The sequence below is a fragment of the Sphingopyxis sp. Q841 genome (assembly GCF_052384365.1).
Taxonomy (GTDB): Bacteria; Pseudomonadota; Alphaproteobacteria; order Sphingomonadales; family Sphingomonadaceae; genus Sphingopyxis; species Sphingopyxis terrae_A.
Window position 1 is genome coordinate 1,012,638 of the sequence record NZ_JBQSUM010000002.1, and the last position, 16,221, is coordinate 1,028,858.

Sequence of the window (16,221 nt, forward strand, 5' to 3'; positions counted from 1 at the left end):
TGCCCGGCATCAGAAAGACGCGCCGAGCGAAAAGACCACCGCGCCGTCGGCGCCGATCGCATCCTTGTAACCGCCGGCCTTGGGCTCGTCGGTATTCACATAGCTGACGCCGAAGGTCAGCATCTTGTACGAAGCCGTCGCACCGACCGACCAGTCGAATACCTTGCCGTCGAAACCGCCGGGGAAGGCGTCGCTCCATGCTTGGCCCGCATGGGCGTTCAGCGCCAGGGGCGTGCCCGGAATGTCGGCGGCGAGTTCGCCGTGCAGATAGAAGGCCGACGATTTGGCACCGGGCGCGCGGCTTGGGTCCTGCAGATTGCCGAGCGCCGACTGCTTCCACGCATAGTTGACGCCGACCTTCGCATTCACCGGCCCGACATCGGTCGACAGGTTCAGATAGGGTTCGAAGAAGTCGGCGCCCGATCCGCCGTGCTGCGGATAGAGATAGTACAGCAGACCGCCGTCGACCGTCACGCCGCCGACATCCTTGCTGTAACCCGCGAACAGGTCGACCTCGGTGTTACCGGCAAAGCTGACGCTCGATCCCCAGGTGCCGACGTAAAAGCCGCTTTCGTGGGTCACGGTGATGCCGCCCTGGATGGCCGGGTCTTCGCTGTTCTGGGTGAAACCGCGGAAGCGATAGTCGGATACCAGCGTCACGCTGCCCGAAATGGTGATCGGATCGGAGGGTGCTTCGTTCTGGGCGAAAGCGGTGGCGGGAAGAGCGGAAGCCGCAAGGGCAAGGCCCAAGCACGCGCGGGAGAGAGTCTTCATGGGTTGATCCCCTTAACAAGGTAAAATGGATCGTCCCTGCCTGCCGCAAGACAGCCGAAGTCTTTGCTCCGGTCGGCCGTACGTGGCGCCTCTCTCCGACAATTTGCTGCGGCGCACAAACAAAAAAGCCGCATCGGGCACAATAAGGCGCGGATTGCGACTTTTATGCAACAGGTCGTTGCGCATATCCGGTTTCAACGGAAACAATATTACGCAAACGGGCGCCAACCCTCGGTCGGCGCCCGCGCTTTATCGTCGGCTCGATCTGGCCGCGCTATCAGAAGGCGACGCCGACCTTGAAGACGACGGTCGGGTCATACAGCGTATCGACTTCCTTGATCCCGGTCTTCTTGATGTCGGTATCGACATAATGGACGCCCAGGTTGAAGATGCCCGCCGTAACCGTGGCGCCGACCGTCCAGTCGAGATAGTCGCCGCCGGGCGCCAACGCGCCGAGCGAACCGCTGGTGTAGCCGAGCGACGCGTCGACCGTGACCGGCGTATTCGGAATCCCCGACGACAGGCCGAAGTTCAGATAAATATTGTCATCGCTGCCGAGCGACTTCTGGCTGGGCGCATAGGCAACGGTCCCCGTAGCGGACACGGGTCCGATGTCGTGCGACATCTTGCCGATGATTTCGACATAGTCGACCGGACCGAAGGCATCCTTGCCATCGGGATACCAGTAATAGGTCGCGCCGATATCCACCGACGTGCCGGGCGCGACTTCGCCGCCCCAGCCCGCATAGAGGTCGACCTCGACCTTGCCATATTCATCGGTCTTCGGCAGGCCAGACCCCCAGACGCCTGCATAAAATCCGCTCTCGTGGGTCAGTGTGATCGTCGGCTGGACCTCGACCTTTTCGTTCGACAGCGAAATGCCGCGGAAACGATAGTCGGACACCAGGTCGACCCCGCCCGACACGGTGATCGGACCGCTCGGCGCGTCGGTCGCGTCCTGCGCCATGGCTGGCGTCGCCATCGCCGATGTCGCGAGCAGCATGCAAAAGCACGCCTTGGTAAGAAATTTCATTGGGTGAGCCCCCCCTCTCATCGATATTGAACCGAAACCGTCCATCCTGCGGTCCCCGCCCGATCCTCTCCCGATGCTCTTGCGGCCGGCGCGTGGTCAGGAACGCGCCGAAAATCGCGCAATATGCGGCAGCGCACAATTGAAAACTGCACAAATGTTACATTCGCCGCCACACTGTGTCTTTCCCGCCACAAGCGCGGCCACCGCCCACAGGCTTTGCCAAGGCGGGCGCGGGCGGCTAAAGGAGGCCATCCTCCCTCTCCTCACCGGACCCGTTTCATGAGCGATCACAATCCCGGCCTGCGCCCTTGGCGCGACATTGCGCGGCGCGACTGCCGTCAGATCATGGTCGGCAACGTCCCTGTCGGCGGCGGCGCCCCGATCACGGTGCAGACGATGACCAACACGCCGACGAGCGATCCCGTCGCGACCATCGACCAGATCCGCCGCTGCGAGGATGCAGGCGCCGACCTGATCCGCGTCTCCTGCCCCGATACCGACAGCACCGCCGCGCTCGGCAAAATCGTCCGCGCCGCGCGCGTGCCCGTAATCGCCGACATTCATTTCCACTATAGGCGTGCGCTTGAGGCCGCCGACGCGGGTGCCGCCTGCCTACGCATCAACCCCGGCAATATCGGTTCGTCGGAGCGCGTCGGCGAGGTCGTCCGCGCCGCCAAGGCGAACGGCTGCGCCATCCGCATCGGCGTCAACGCAGGCAGTCTCGAAAAGGATCTGCTCGAAAAATATGGCGAACCCTGCCCCGAGGCGCTGGTCGAAAGCGCGCTCGACCATATCAAGCTGCTTCAGGACCATGACTTCCACGAATATAAGGTCGCGGTAAAGGCGAGCGACGTCTTCCTCGCCGTAGCCTCCTATATGCAGCTCGCCGAAGCGGTCGACTGTCCGCTCCACCTTGGCATCACCGAAGCCGGCGGGCTGATCGGCGGCACCGTCAAATCGGCGCTTGGCATCGGCAACCTCCTCTGGGCGGGGATCGGCGACACGATCCGCGTCAGCCTGTCGGCCGAACCCGAAGAGGAAGTGCGCGTCGGCTATGAAATCCTGAAATCGCTCGGCCTACGAACCCGCGGCGTCCGCGTCGTCTCCTGCCCCAGCTGCGCGCGCCAGGGCTTCGACGTCATCCGCACGGTGCAGGCGCTCGAAGACGCGCTCCAGCACATCAAGACCCCGATGTCGCTCTCAGTATTGGGCTGCGTCGTCAACGGCCCCGGCGAGGCGCGCGAAACCGACATCGGCATCACCGGCGGCGGCAACGGCAAGCATATGGTCTATCTCTCGGGCGTCACCGACCACCATGTCGAAGACGCCGACATGATCGCGCACATCGTCAAGCTGGTCGAAGCCAAAGCCGCCGCGATCGACGCCGGCAGCGCGGTGAGCATGGACGTGACTCATGGCAAGGCGGCGTAACCTGGGCGACAAGCACGCAGTGGTTTCAGAATGAGAGAGGACCGGCGGCCTTTTCTTCTTTCGTCATCGACCAGGGACCGCTTTGGGGTGGCAGCGGACGTTAGTTTATGAGATACAGCACGATTGAAACGGGTACGCTAATCAGGACCGAAATGCTTAAAATTGCGACGATCCAAGCTGCCGCGCGACCATGGCGGTCGTCCACATGCTCAATGGCCGTTTGTGCAAGATCTACGATCAAGATTTCCATATCGACATTACCGGGGCCAAACATGTCTGCAATCGGTCGTCAGGCGCCGCTCCGAAGCCAAGGCGTCGTTGCAGTAATCTCCGCCATCGCGGCGCCTTCTGTGCCGAACATCCCGGATTGATATCCGGACGACCAGTAGGTCCCGGCGATCTGATCGAACGCTTCAAAACCTCTTCATACTCGAAAAAGCCATCCGTCCGTTTGTAGACGCGCACCTTCCTCTCACCGTTCGGACTGATCATTTCGTGAATTAGGTCCATGCGGACCCTCTTCGCATTGGGGTGTAAGTTCCGCAATCGGTCGTTGGCAGTCATTCGATCCACACCGGCGGTGATCGATTGCCTCATCCGCCCGCTCGTGCGACTTGCTCGCGATGAACAGTTCGCCAGCCATCAGCGCCGCCAAACACTTCTTAAGTGTCGTATGGGATGGCGATCGGCCAGGCGACAAAACGCTCCTCGCTGCGCTGGACGGCTTAGTCGCAGCTTATCACGTAACCCCAGTTGGAGATGTGTCAGATGCTGACGTGGACGCGCCGATGCAAAACGGCGCATCTCTCTACGCCGAAGTAGCGGCACGTTTTCCAACTTATGGCGCTTATCCGGTAGTGGACCCGACTGGATCTTTAGACGACGCGCTGATGGTCGCTGACGCAATCGATGACTTGGCTGACCTTACGTTAGATATGCGCGAGGTCTTATGGCTTGCTGACCATGTCAGTCTCAATGACGCGCATTTCGCCTTCCGGCTTCAATTCTTCCATTGGGGACAGCATGCTCGCGAACTGTCGCTGTATCTGTGCGGCCGGTTGTTTGGCTGAACGCCCACAATCGGTCGTTAGCTGCCAACCTCCCGTCTACCCCGACACCCTCACCGCTCGCGATACGCCGGGGGCCGCTTGCCGAGGAAGGCGGCGAGCGCTTCCTTATGGTCTTCGGTTGCGGAGAGGATGACCTGCTGACGATCCTCGATTGCCATGGCGGCGTCGAGGCTCTGGGCGTCGATGTTGAGGTTGAGTGCCTGCTTCGACAGGCGCAGTCCCCAGGGGCTGGTCGCGAGCATTTCTTCGGCGAGCGCCAGGCCGCGGTCCAGCAATTCGTCCTCGGCGACGATCTCGCTCACCAGTCCCGCCGACAGCGCGCGCTCGGCTTCGATGAAGCGGCCGGTCAGGATCATCTCCGACGCCAGGCTGGCGCCGATGAGACGCGGCAGGAAATAGCTCGATGCCATGTCGCAGCCGCCGAGCCCGATGCGGATGTAGGCGGCGTTGCACCGGAAGCCGGGCGCCGCATAGCGCACGTCGGCGGCAAGCATCAGCGACAGCCCGCCTCCCGCCGCGGCGCCGTGCCCCAGCGCGATGATCGGCTGCGGACAGGCGCGCATCTTGCGATAGATATTGCCGATGCTCGTCTGGGTGCGCAGTGTGCGCAGCACCGGCGTCTCGTCGCTCGACCGGTCCTCCTGAATATCGAGCCCGGCGCAAAATCCGCGCCCCGCCCCGCGCAGGATGACGACGCGTACGTCGGGCCGCGCCGCCAGCCCGCCGAAATAATCGTTCAGCTCCTCGACGAGCCCCTCGCTCAGCGCGTTGAGCCGCGCGGGCCGGTTGAGCGTTGCGATCTCGATCTGGCCGCGCGCCTCGATCAGCAGTTCGCCGCTCACAGCGTCTGGCCGTCGTCGATGGTGATCACCGAACCGGTGATGCCGCGCGCCGCGTCGGAGCACAGCATCAGCAGCGGCGTGTGCAGGTCGCTCGGCGGACGCAGCCGCTGGCGCGGGAAGCTCGCGACGAATTTGGTACCCGCCTCGCTCGCGAACAGTTCGGCGGTCATTTCGGATTCGAAATAGCCCGGCTGGATGACATTGACGCTGATCCCGCGCCGCGCCCATTCGCGGGCAAGCGCCTTGCCCATGTGGCGAACCGCGGCCTTGGTGGCGCCATAGACCGAGGTCGCCGGAAAGATCTTTTCCGCCGTTATCGACCCGATGATGACGATGCGGCCATTTTCCTTGTCGCGACTGCCCGCCGCCTCGAGCCGGCGCGCGCCTTCGGTTGCGGTCAGGAAGACCCCGCGGACATTGGCGGCGAGGAGGAAATCGACATCCTGGACCGACAGGCCGAGCGCCACCTTCTCGGTCGCGACGCCGGCATTGGCGACGATCGTATCGACGGTGCCGAACGCAGCCTCGGCGGCGTCATAGGCGGCCTTGGTCGATGCTTCGTCAGTAACGTCCATACTGACCGCGACCGCTTCGCCTCCCGCTGCGCGGATCGTCTCGACCTGTTCGGCAAGCTTGTCGGCGCGGCGTGCCGCGAGCACCACCTTCGCGCCTGCTGCGGCGAGCGCTTTTGCAAAGCCCGCGCCCAGCCCCGACGACGCCCCGGTCACCAGTGCGACGCGCCCGCTGAGGTCGAATTTCGGTTCGCTAGCCATATTTCTCTCCCTTGTTCTGGCCGCCGGACGGGCGATGCGCGGGCGGCGGCAGGGCCGCACCGTCAGTTAAGTTGACGCTTACGTCAACGGCGAGCGATGGCAAGCCCTTCCGCCCCTGGCTGACGGAAAATCGCCACACGGGGGGTTGACCGACCATATTTGTTCTCTTATTGTTCTTTTTGTGCACACACAACCTGTTCCCCCGTCGCGGCCGCCAAGCGTGGCGGACGGGGGAAAAAGGGCCTCTGCTCCCCACCCTTAATTAGCATACCAAATCCGCAACTTTACAATGAGGCGCCCCCACCACTATCGCATCAGCTTTTGCGAATGGGGAACGGGAAATGACGCGCGCCTTGGCGGTGATGAAGGATCAGCATTGGGGCGAATATCCGGATGCGGCCATACCGGCGGACTGCAAAGGCGAATTGAAGCTGAAGAACTGGGCGTTCGCAATTGCCGCGCGCTCGACCATGCGCATGGCGCGGATCGCGCTCGCCCGGCGCCTCGCCATCATCATGCACGCCATGCTCCGAAATGGCACTGAGTTCCAGCCGGCCTGACCTTCGGCCCCAATACAAAGACAGGAGGCCGCACCGAGCTCCCGAGCGGGAGCGAACGCCCGAGGGAGGGAGCAGATGATGGCGCCTATGCTGTAGCATGCGGCCGACCCGTCGACCGACTGCGGTTTCAACCAAGCCACGCTCGCACCCAGCTGACCCCATCAAGTGCCGATATTGAGCACGCAGAGAACGCAGGCACCCAAAGGCATCATCCGCTCAGGACCGAGTAGCCAGACCTTGACCCATTAGAGAACAGCATAGGATGAGCGATGGCGACCGCGCGCCTTGATGCGATCATTCGGTATCGGAAATGGTCGCGATCAAGGCGGACGGGAAGGTCAGCGTAAATGCTGCGCCCCCGTCCGGATGATTGCTCGCCGAAACGGCGATGCCGAGCGCGTCGGCAAAGCCCTTGACGATCGCAAGCCCCAGCCCGCTGCCGCCGTGCCGGTCGCCGCCCTTCCCTTGCTCGAATGTGTCGAAGATTGTGCCTTCCGATCCCGGTTCCAGACCGCCGCCATGGTCGCGCACGGTCAGGGCTACGGCATCGGGCGTTCGGCGGCCAATGATGGCGATGGGCCCGGCGCTGCCGCCATGCTGGATCGCATTGGCGAGCAGATTGAGCAGAATGTGATGGAGCAGCCGCTCATCGACCCGGACAAGCGGAAGACCCGCGGGAACCTGGAAATCGACATGATGTCCGCGCAGCAGATCTTTCAGATCGTGGACCACAGCCGCCACGGCGTCGGTCAGATCGACGGGCGCCACATCCAGGTTGAGACCGCCTGAATCGAGGCGGACCAACTCGACGAGATTGTCGAGAAAACGCCGCAATCGCGACACCTCCGCGCGCGCGAGCGGCAGCGCGGACGCGCCGGGGTGCTCGCTCGCCAGCGCCTCGATCGCGGCGGTCACGCCGGTCAGCGGGGTGCGCAGGTCGTGCCCGATCGACGAGAGCAGCGCGGCGCGGAGGCGGTCGCGTTCCTCGAGGACCGACAGGCTGCGCATCTCGTCCTCCAGATGCAAGCGTTCGTGCGCGAGCGCCGCCTGGCCGACGAGCGTGGCGAGCAGCGCGGCGCGGTCGGGCGAAATCGGGTCGCGGCCGTCCTCGCTCGCGATGCCGAGGATCGCAAGAACCCCGAGCCCGGTCTTGAGCGGATGAAACTGCCAGTCGGACGCAACGAGCGTATTCGTCCCGCGTCCCGCAGGTTCGCCGCTCGTCCAGGCCCACTCGGCCGCCGCCTGATCGATCGGCGAGATCGCCGCATCGACGGGCCGCGCGACCAGCGGTCGCAACAGCCCGCCCTGCTCGGCCAGAATGATGCTGCGTACGCCCAGCAAGCGCGCCACTTCCTCGCAGGTTACCGCAGCGGTGGTTTCGCGATCGGAGGCGCGCGCAAGCATCTGCGCGAAGGCGGCAAGCGACGCATTTTCCTGCGCGCTGCGAACCCCGATCCGCGCGCGCGTCCGCAGCCGGCCGGCAAGATTGCTGACCACCGCGGCGACGCCGGTAAGGATCAACATGGTGAGGACGCTCTGCGGATCGGCGATCGTGAAGGTATGCCGCGGCTCGAGGAAGAAGAAGTTGAACGCCAGCGCCGCAACGAGGCTCGCGAACAGCCCCGGACGCAAGCCGTAAAGCGTCGCGGCGACAATCACCGGAACGAGATACAGCAGGTCGACCGCCCCGGTCCCGATCCATGGTTCGGCCAGACGCGCGGCGCCCGTCATCAGCGCGATGAGCCCCAGTCCGACCGCATAGCTCGACGGGCGCCCCCAGCCGCGTGTCCAGTCGAGACCCCGGCGCGTGGCAGGAGATTCGCGGGGTGACGGGATGACGTGGATGGCAAGGTCGCCCGCGTCGTGGATCAGCGCCTCGACGACCGAACCGTGGCGAAGTTCGAACCACCAGCTACGCTGCGACCTGCCGATGATAAGCTGGGTCGCGCGCATCACCTCGATCTGGCCGCGCAGTCCGGCAATAACGCTCTCCGCAGGAACGGTAGCGATCGTCGCGCCGAGGGTAGCGGCCAGTGCGAGCGACGCGGCTATCCGCCGCCGGGCATCGTCGTCGAAGGCCGCGCTTCGTGCCGTCTCGATATGCACCGCCGTCCATGGGGCGTTCAGCCCGTCGGCAAGGCGCTTTGCGGTGCGCACGAGCATATCGCTGCCTGGCTGTTCGCTGATCGCGACGAGGATCCGCTCGCCGGCCGCGAAGGTGCCCGCTTCGCCCGTCGCATCGAGATCGTGCAACATTTGCCGGTCGACGCTCAAAGCAGCTCGCCGGAGCGCCATTTCGCGCAGCGCCGAAAGGTTCGCCTTCGAAAAGAAATGGCCGAGGGCACGGCTTGCCTCGTGCGGCACATAGACCTTGCCATCGCGCAGCCGGTCGATCAGTTCGTCGGGCGGTAGGTCGACGAGCTTGATTTCGGCTCCTTCGAACACGCTGTCGGGTACCGTCTCGCGAACGCGCACCCGGGTAAAGCTTGCGACGACGTCATTCAGGCTTTCGACATGCTGGACGTTGAGCGTCGTATAGACGTCGATCCCGGCGTTCAGCAGTTCCTCGACATCCTGCCAGCGTTTGGGATGCCGGCTGCCGTCCATATTGGTATGGGCATATTCGTCCACCAGCGCGAGTGTCGGGGCGCGGCGGAGCACGGCATCGATGTCCATCTCGGTCAGTTGGTGGCCGCGATAGGCGACTTCGCGGCGCGGCACGACCTCCATCCCGTCGAGCAGTGCTTCGGTCTCGGCCCGACCGTGCGTTTCCACCACGGCGACGACGACGTCCTGTCCGTCGCGCCGCAACGCGGCACCTTCGCTGAGCATCGCATAGGTTTTGCCCACGCCCGGCGCCGCACCGAGAAAAATCTTCAGCCGCCCGCGCGCCTCGCGCTTTGCCTGCCGCAACAGGGCTTCGGGTGAGGGTCTCTTGGTGGCCGATACCATGCGCCCGCTTACCCCGGTCGCGGACACAGGGCCAAGCGACAATCGGCGATCTTTATGGAATCCTTATGCGCCCGGCGAAAATCGACCGCGAAACTTTACGGCGAAGGGGCGTAGCGGCGTCGCATTCAGTCCGGCTCCCTCGGGAGTCGCCCTTTGCCGGAGACCTATGATGACCGATCTGATGTGGCTCGCCCTTACCGCGCTGCTGTTCGCAGCCACGCTCGGCTACGCGCGCATCTGCGACAAGGCCTGACCATGAGCGCTTCGTCGATGCTCGCTGGCGCCGTCGCTGCGGCGCTGTTCGTCTATCTCGTGGTGGCGCTGCTGCGCCCCGAACGTTTCTGACCGGAGGCAATCCCATGACCTTGTCCGGATGGATGCTCATTTTCACCTTCGTCGCGATCCTTGCCGTCCTTGCCAAACCGATGGGCCTCTGGCTCTTTGCCCTTTACGAAGGGCGCACGACCCCGCTTCATCGCATCCTGGGGCCAGTCGAGCGGGGCTTCTACCGGATGGCCGGGATCGACCCGACCGAAGAGCAGGGCTGGCGGCGCTACGCGCTTCACATGCTGCTGTTCAACCTCGCGCTGCTGCTTTTCACCTACGCGGTGCTGCGATTGCAGGGGGTACTTCCCGTTAATCCGCAAGGCTTCGGCGCGGTCGGCGCCGACGGCGCTTTTAATACGGCGGTCAGCTTTACGACGAACACCAACTGGCAATGGTATTCGGGCGAGACGACGCTGTCGAACCTGTCGCAGATGCTCGGGCTTACGATCCAGAACTTCCTCTCCGCCGCCACCGGTATCGCGATTGCCTTCGCGCTGTTTCGCGGTTTCGCAAGGCGCGAAACGGGAACGATCGGTAATTTCTGGGCCGATACGACGCGCATCACGCTCTATCTGCTGCTTCCCATCTGCACGGTCTACGCGCTGTTCCTGATCGCGAGCGGCGTGCCGCAGACGCTGGCGGGATCGGTCCACGCAACGACGCTCGAAGGCGTGCGACAGACGATCGCGCTCGGTCCGGTCGCAAGCCAGGAAGCGATCAAGATGCTGGGGACCAATGGCGGCGGCTTCTTCAACGCCAACAGCGCGCACCCTTTCGAAAATCCGACCGCGCTCACCAATCTGATCCAGATGGTCTCGATCTTCCTGATTGGCGCCGGGTTGACGTGGTGCTTCGGCAAGGCGGTTGGCGACACGCGCCAAGGCTGGGCAATCCTCGCGGCGATGGGACTTATTTTCATCGCCGGCGCCAGCATTGCCTATTGGCAGGAGGCTGCCGGCAACCCCGCACTTCATTACCTCGGCGCTGGCGGCGGCAATATGGAGGGGAAGGAAGTTCGCTTCGGCATCGCCGCCTCTTCGCTCTTCGCCGTTGTCACCACGGCGGCGTCCTGCGGGGCCGTCAATGCCATGCACGACAGCTTCACCGCAATCGGCGGCCTGATCCCGCTACTCAACATCCAGCTCGGCGAGGTTGTGGTCGGCGGTGTCGGCGCGGGCATCTATGGCTTTTTGCTTTTTGCCATCCTCGCGGTGTTCGTCGCGGGCCTCATGGTGGGGCGCACACCCGAATATGTCGGCAAGAAGATCGAGGCGCGCGAGGTCAAGCTCGCGGTCCTAGCCATTGCGATCCTGCCGCTGGTCATCCTCGGCTTCACCGCCATTGCCAGCGTGCTCCCCGTGGGGCTTGCCGGGCCGCTCAACAAGGGGCCGCACGGCTTCTCGGAGATTCTCTACGCGTTCAGCTCGGGGGCCGGTAACAATGGCTCGGCCTTTGCGGGCCTGAGCGCGGGCACTCCCTTTTACAATGCCATGATCGGGATCGCGATGTGGCTTGGCCGGTTCTTCGTGATCGTGCCGGTGCTCGCCATCGGGGGCAGCCTTGCCGCAAAGCGCCACACCCCCGCTACCAGCGGCTCTTTCCCCACCACCGGGGGGCTGTGGATCGGCCTGCTGATCGGGATCATCCTGATCATGGGCGGCCTCACCTTCCTTCCCAGCCTCGCGCTAGGTCCCGTCGCCGATCATCTCTCGATGATGGCCGGCCAGCGCTTCTGAGGGATCAGCAACATGACGACTCCAACCTCGATGTTCAGCCCCGCACTGGTCGTTCCGGCGATGCGTGATGCGGTAAGGAAGCTCAATCCGCGCGAGCTGATGCGCAACCCGGTGATGTTCACCACCGCCTGCGTTGCCCTGCTCCTGACGGTGCTGCTCGCGCTCGGCGACCCCGGCCTGTCGCTGGGTTTCGAAATCCAGCTCGTCGCCTGGCTCTGGCTCACCGTGCTTTTCGGCACCTTTGCCGAAGCCCTGGCCGAGGGACGCGGGCGTGCCCAGGCGGCCTCGCTTCGCGCAACGAAGGCCGAGTTGCGCGCCAAGCTGATGCTCGGCGTCGGCGAGACTTATGAAATCGTCGCCGCAAGCCAGCTCGAAAAGGGCGAGATCGTGCTGGTCGAGACGGGCGACCTCATCCCCGCCGACGGCGAGGTGATCGAAGGCGTCGCATCGGTCAACGAAGCGGCGATCACCGGCGAAAGCGCCCCCGTGATCCGCGAGGCCGGCGGCGATCGTAGCGCCGTGACAGCCGGCACGCGCGTCATCTCCGACCGCGTCAAGGTGCGCGTCACTGCCGAGCCGGGCCAGGGTTTTCTCGACCGCATGATCGCACTCGTCGAAGGCGCCGAGCGGCGCAAGACGCCCAACGAGATTGCGCTGACGATCCTGCTCGTCGGGCTGACCATCATCTTCCTGATCGCCGTCGCGACCATTCCGGGCTTCGCGTCCTATGCCGACGGATCGATCCCGGTCGCGTTGCTCGCGGCCCTGCTCATCACGCTGATCCCGACGACCATTGCGGCACTGCTCTCCGCCATCGGGATTGCCGGAATGGACCGCCTCGTGCGCTTCAACGTGCTGGCCAAGTCGGGCCGGGCCGTCGAGGCCGCAGGCGATGTCGATGTTCTCCTGCTCGACAAGACCGGCACGATCACGATCGGCGACCGCCAGGCCAGCGAGTTCCGCGCGCTGGCGGGCGTCGATGACGAGACTCTGGCGGAGGCCGCACTACTCGCCAGCCTGGCCGACGAAACCCCCGAGGGCCGTTCGATCGTGACGCTTGCGCGCGAACGCTATGCGATCCGCGTGGTGGCGCTTCCGGTCGGGTCCGACGTCATCCCCTTCACCGCGCAAACGCGCCTTTCGGGGGTCACGGTCGCCGAGGTGACGATCCACAAGGGCGCGGTCGATTCGATCTTCAAGGCTCACCCCGACACCGTATCCTCGCCTGCCGCGCAGGAGTTGCGCCGCATAACGGACGAAGTTGCGCGCGCCGGCGGCACGCCGCTCGCGGTGGTCAGGGACGGACGTCTGCTCGGCGCCATCCACCTGAAGGACGTCGTGAAGGCGGGCGTTCGCGAACGCTTCGGCGAATTGCGCAAAATGGGAATCCGCACCGTCATGATTACGGGCGACAACCCGCTGACGGCCGCGGCGATCGCCGCCGAAGCCGGGGTGGACGATTTCCTGGCCGAAGCGACGCCCGAGGACAAGCTTGCCCTCATTCGCCGCGAGCAGGCCGAGGGACGGCTCGTTGCCATGTGCGGCGACGGCACCAACGACGCCCCCGCGCTGGCGCAGGCCGATGTCGGCGTCGCGATGAACACCGGCACGCAGGCGGCGCGCGAGGCGGGCAATATGGTCGATCTCGACAGTGATCCGACCAAGCTGATCGAGGTTGTGGGCCTGGGCAAGCAATTGCTGATGACGCGCGGCGCGCTGACGACCTTTTCGGTCGCTAACGATGTCGCCAAATATTTTGCGATCATCCCGGCGATCTTCGTCTTTCTCTATCCTGAGCTCGGCGTTCTCAACGTCATGCGCCTTGCCACGCCCGAAAGCGCGGTACTGTCGGCGATCATCTTCAACGCCTTGATCATTCCGTGCCTCGTCCCGCTTGCGCTCAAGGGCGTGCGCTACCGGCCGATGCCTGCCGGCCCGTTGCTCGCGCGCAATCTTTCGATCTTCGGCCTAGGCGGACTGGTCGCGCCATTCGTCGGCATCAAGCTGATCGACCTCGCCGTGTCCGGCCTCCAGCTTGCGTAAGGACAATTCCATGCTTTCCGAACTCAAATCCGCCCTTCGTCCCGCGCTCGTGCTGACCGCGCTTTTCGCTCTCCTCCTCGGGCTGGTCTATCCGCTTGCGCTGACGGCTATGGGCCAGCTCGTCTTTCCGGAGCAAGCCAATGGCAGCCTCGTCCGCGACGGTTCAAAGATCGTGGGGTCGAAGCTGATCGGCCAGCGATTCCTGGCCGACGCCTATTTCCACGGGCGCCCCTCGGCCGCCGGCGCCGTTGGTTATGATGCCGCCGCTTCCTCGGGGTCGAATCTCGGTCCGGCGAGCAAAGCGCTTGCGGATCGCGTCGCCGCCGACGTCAAGGCGCTCACTGCAACGGCACCGGGCCGCCCTGTCCCGCCCGACCTGGTGACGACCTCCGCCTCGGGGCTGGACCCCCACATCAGCCCCGAGGCGGCTTTTTTCCAGATTGCGCGCGTGGCGAAAGCGCGCGGCATCGACGACGCCAGCCTCCGGTCACTGGTCGAGGCATCTGTCGAACACCCGCTCGCAGGCATCCTTGGCGAAAGGCGCGTCAACGTGCTGATGCTCAATCGGGCACTCGACGCGCGCTTCCCGACGAAATAGGCTGGCCGGATGGTGCCCCCGGCAAAAATCCTGATCATCGAGGACGATGCCCATATCCGGCGGCTGCTGCAGGCCACGCTGCAGCGCGCCGGTCATCAGGTGATCGAAGCCGACAGCGCCAGGCAGGCGATGGCCCTGTTCGACATCGAACGGCCCGATGTCGTGCTGCTCGATCTCGGCCTGCCCGATCGTGACGGGCTGGAATTGATCGAGCCGCTGCGGCTGCGCTCGAACGCCACGCTGATCGTCGTATCGGCGCGCGAAAACAGTGTCGAGAAGGTGACGGCGCTGGATCTGGGCGCCGACGACTATGTCACCAAGCCCTTCGATACCGAGGAATTGCTCGCCCGGATCCGCACGGCGCTGCGCCACCAGCGCGCGTCCGCGTCCGGCGAGGAACCCACCGTTGTCGAGGCGGGCGCGCTGCGAATAGACCTTGCGCACCGCCGCGTCTTTCGCGGCGCCGAGGAGGTTCATCTGACCCCGAAGGAATATGGCGTCCTGGCCGAACTTGCGCGCCGCCCCGACCGCGTCCTGAGCCACACCCAATTGCTGACCTCGGTGTGGGGTCCGGCCCAGGCCGATCGCGTGGAATATCTGCGGATCGTCGTCCGCGGACTGCGCCAGAAACTGGAAGAAGATCCGTCGCAACCGAAGCGGATCGTCAACGAACTGGCCGTGGGGTACCGGCTGCGGACCTAGTTTGGCCGATTTCGGACAGTCAGCTTTTGCCCCGGCAAATGCGATGCCGTCATGCCGGCCGCCGAGCATAGTGGCCGAAGGCAGCGATGACGGCATAGCAAGCGGCGGGAAGGAGCAGCGCGAGCCCAAGATGCCCGGTGAGGTCCGCGATTGCACCGGTCGCGAGCGGGACCACGGCACCTCCAAAGATCGCGATATTGATGATCCCTGACCCGTCGGCAGCGCGGGGACCGAGCTTTTCGGAAGCGAGGCTGAAGATCGTCGGGAACATGATCGCGTTCATCAGGCCTATGGCAAGCAGGCTGTAGCCCGACAGAGCACCGGTCGTGCTGGTGGAGACAAGGATCAGCGCGATCGCGCCGACCGCGACCCAGGCGAGCAGCTTGCCCGGACTGATGACGCGCATCACTGCCGATCCGATGAAACGCCCAGCCATCGCGCCGCCCCAATAGAGTCCGATGAGCTTGCCCGCCGCCTGTTCCTGCAGGGCCAGGACGTGCCCCTGCATCAGGTAGCTGACTATCAACGACCCGATCGACACTTCAGCGCCAACATATAGGAAGATGCAGAGAGCGCCGAAGCCGAAACGCGGACGCCTTAGCAGGTCAAAACCCGCAAGCGCGGCACTCGCCTCATGCCGCTCGCCCTTCAGGCGCTTGCGGAACATCCACACGGTCGCCGCCACGACCGCAAGCGCGACCGCAATGCCGAGATAGCCATGCACAATCGCGAGGCTTTCGGAAGTGCGATAGGCGTCGAGCTCGGCGCCCGATAGCTGATCGGCGCTCACTTTTGCCAGACCGCCGAGGATAAGCGTCGACCCTGCGACCGGGAACAGCGTGGTACCCAGCGAGTTGAACGCCTGTGCGAAGGTCAGGCGGCTGTGCGCTGTCTCAGGCTTACCAAGCAGCGAGATCAGCGGATTGGCAACGACCTGCACGATAACCACCCCGCTCGCGAGGACAAACAGCGCAAGCAGGAACAGGCCATAGGTCGCATTCTGCGATGCCGGAATGAACAGGAGACAGCCTACCATCATCGTAAGCAGGCCCGCGACCGCACCGCGCATATAGCCGATCTTCTTGACAAGCTTCGCCCCCGGTATCCCGATGAGCAAATAGGCGGTGAAGAAGCAGAACTGTACGAGCATTGCCTGCGTGTAGTTGAGAGTGAATAGCTCCTTCAGCTTCGGAATGATCACGTCGTTCAGAGACGTGATCCCCCCGAAGATGAAGAACAGCCCCATCACGAACAGCCGCAGCTCCGGTGCGTCGACATAAGCTTCCGTTCCTGCATCCCCGGCGCTGGTCGGGGCGGGCGTATGGGCCATCCTGCTTCTCCAAAATAGTCCTATCGACGATAGGTGATGTCGTTATCGCG

Annotated in this window: 13 protein-coding genes and 1 pseudogene; 8 read left to right on the forward strand and 6 right to left on the reverse strand. The window is 64.3% G+C overall.

The window, feature by feature from the left end:
• Window positions 1-9: 9 nt before the first annotated feature.
• The gene (locus ACT17R_RS15190; protein ID WP_444809745.1) at window positions 10-774 is read right to left on the reverse strand and encodes a TorF family putative porin; all 765 of its coding nucleotides are present in this window, start codon (window positions 772-774) and stop codon (window positions 10-12) included.
• A gap of 277 nt (window positions 775-1,051) precedes the next feature.
• The gene (locus ACT17R_RS15195) at window positions 1,052-1,807 is read right to left on the reverse strand and encodes a TorF family putative porin (RefSeq protein WP_062900894.1); all 756 of its coding nucleotides are present in this window, start codon (window positions 1,805-1,807) and stop codon (window positions 1,052-1,054) included.
• A gap of 279 nt (window positions 1,808-2,086) precedes the next feature.
• On the opposite strand from ACT17R_RS15195, the gene ispG reads away from it, so the two are divergent.
• Together ispG and ACT17R_RS15205 are read left to right on the forward strand one after the other, a co-directional pair.
• Entirely contained in the window at window positions 2,087-3,238 is a 1,152-nt protein-coding gene (gene ispG / locus ACT17R_RS15200) for a flavodoxin-dependent (E)-4-hydroxy-3-methylbut-2-enyl-diphosphate synthase (protein WP_444809746.1), read from the forward strand.
• Between the two features lie 623 nt (window positions 3,239-3,861).
• Window positions 3,862-4,308, forward strand: a complete 447-nt coding sequence (locus ACT17R_RS15205) for a hypothetical protein (protein WP_186401049.1) — start codon at window positions 3,862-3,864, stop codon at window positions 4,306-4,308.
• A 50-nt stretch (window positions 4,309-4,358) separates the two neighbouring features.
• On the opposite strand, the gene ACT17R_RS15210 is transcribed toward ACT17R_RS15205, so the two are convergent.
• A complete protein-coding gene (locus tag ACT17R_RS15210) occupies window positions 4,359-5,150 on the reverse strand; it encodes an enoyl-CoA hydratase/isomerase family protein (protein ID WP_186401050.1) in 792 nt (263 codons plus the stop codon).
• Window positions 5,147-5,923, reverse strand: a complete 777-nt coding sequence (locus ACT17R_RS15215) for an SDR family NAD(P)-dependent oxidoreductase (RefSeq protein ID WP_444809747.1) — start codon at window positions 5,921-5,923, stop codon at window positions 5,147-5,149. Before ACT17R_RS15215 ends, ACT17R_RS15210 begins: the two co-directional genes overlap by 4 nt.
• A gap of 413 nt (window positions 5,924-6,336) precedes the next feature.
• Here ACT17R_RS15215 and ACT17R_RS15220 point away from each other — a divergent pair.
• A pseudogene (locus tag ACT17R_RS15220) lies at window positions 6,337-6,483 on the forward strand (IS110 family transposase); the annotation flags it as partial.
• 294 nt (window positions 6,484-6,777) lie between these two features.
• Here ACT17R_RS15220 and ACT17R_RS15225 read toward each other — a convergent pair.
• Window positions 6,778-9,435 carry a sensor histidine kinase gene (locus ACT17R_RS15225; protein WP_062900900.1) on the reverse strand — a complete coding sequence of 886 codons (2,658 nt, stop codon included), beginning with the start codon at window positions 9,433-9,435 and terminating at the stop codon, window positions 6,778-6,780.
• A 255-nt stretch (window positions 9,436-9,690) separates the two neighbouring features.
• On the opposite strand from ACT17R_RS15225, the gene kdpF reads away from it, so the two are divergent.
• The 5 genes from kdpF to ACT17R_RS15250 are packed head-to-tail and all read left to right on the forward strand — an operon-like array spanning window position 9,691 to window position 14,841.
• Window positions 9,691-9,780: a K(+)-transporting ATPase subunit F gene (gene kdpF, locus ACT17R_RS15230; RefSeq protein ID WP_040590286.1), complete on the forward strand. Its 90-nt coding sequence runs from the start codon at window positions 9,691-9,693 to the stop codon at window positions 9,778-9,780.
• 14 nt (window positions 9,781-9,794) lie between these two features.
• Window positions 9,795-11,498, forward strand: coding sequence for a potassium-transporting ATPase subunit KdpA (gene kdpA, locus ACT17R_RS15235; RefSeq protein WP_234180975.1), 1,704 nt, complete (start codon window positions 9,795-9,797; stop codon window positions 11,496-11,498).
• A gap of 12 nt (window positions 11,499-11,510) precedes the next feature.
• A complete protein-coding gene (gene kdpB, locus ACT17R_RS15240; RefSeq protein WP_186401053.1) occupies window positions 11,511-13,541 on the forward strand; it encodes a potassium-transporting ATPase subunit KdpB in 2,031 nt (676 codons plus the stop codon).
• 10 nt (window positions 13,542-13,551) lie between these two features.
• Window positions 13,552-14,139 (forward strand): potassium-transporting ATPase subunit KdpC, encoded by a 588-nt coding sequence (kdpC, locus tag ACT17R_RS15245; RefSeq protein ID WP_444809748.1) that lies wholly within the window; start codon window positions 13,552-13,554, stop codon window positions 14,137-14,139.
• A 9-nt stretch (window positions 14,140-14,148) separates the two neighbouring features.
• A complete protein-coding gene (locus ACT17R_RS15250; RefSeq protein WP_444809749.1) occupies window positions 14,149-14,841 on the forward strand; it encodes a response regulator in 693 nt (230 codons plus the stop codon).
• A gap of 49 nt (window positions 14,842-14,890) precedes the next feature.
• Here ACT17R_RS15250 and ACT17R_RS15255 read toward each other — a convergent pair whose 3' ends face one another.
• Window positions 14,891-16,171: a sugar MFS transporter gene (locus tag ACT17R_RS15255; RefSeq protein ID WP_186401056.1), complete on the reverse strand. Its 1,281-nt coding sequence runs from the start codon at window positions 16,169-16,171 to the stop codon at window positions 14,891-14,893.
• Window positions 16,172-16,221: the final 50 nt, after the last annotated feature.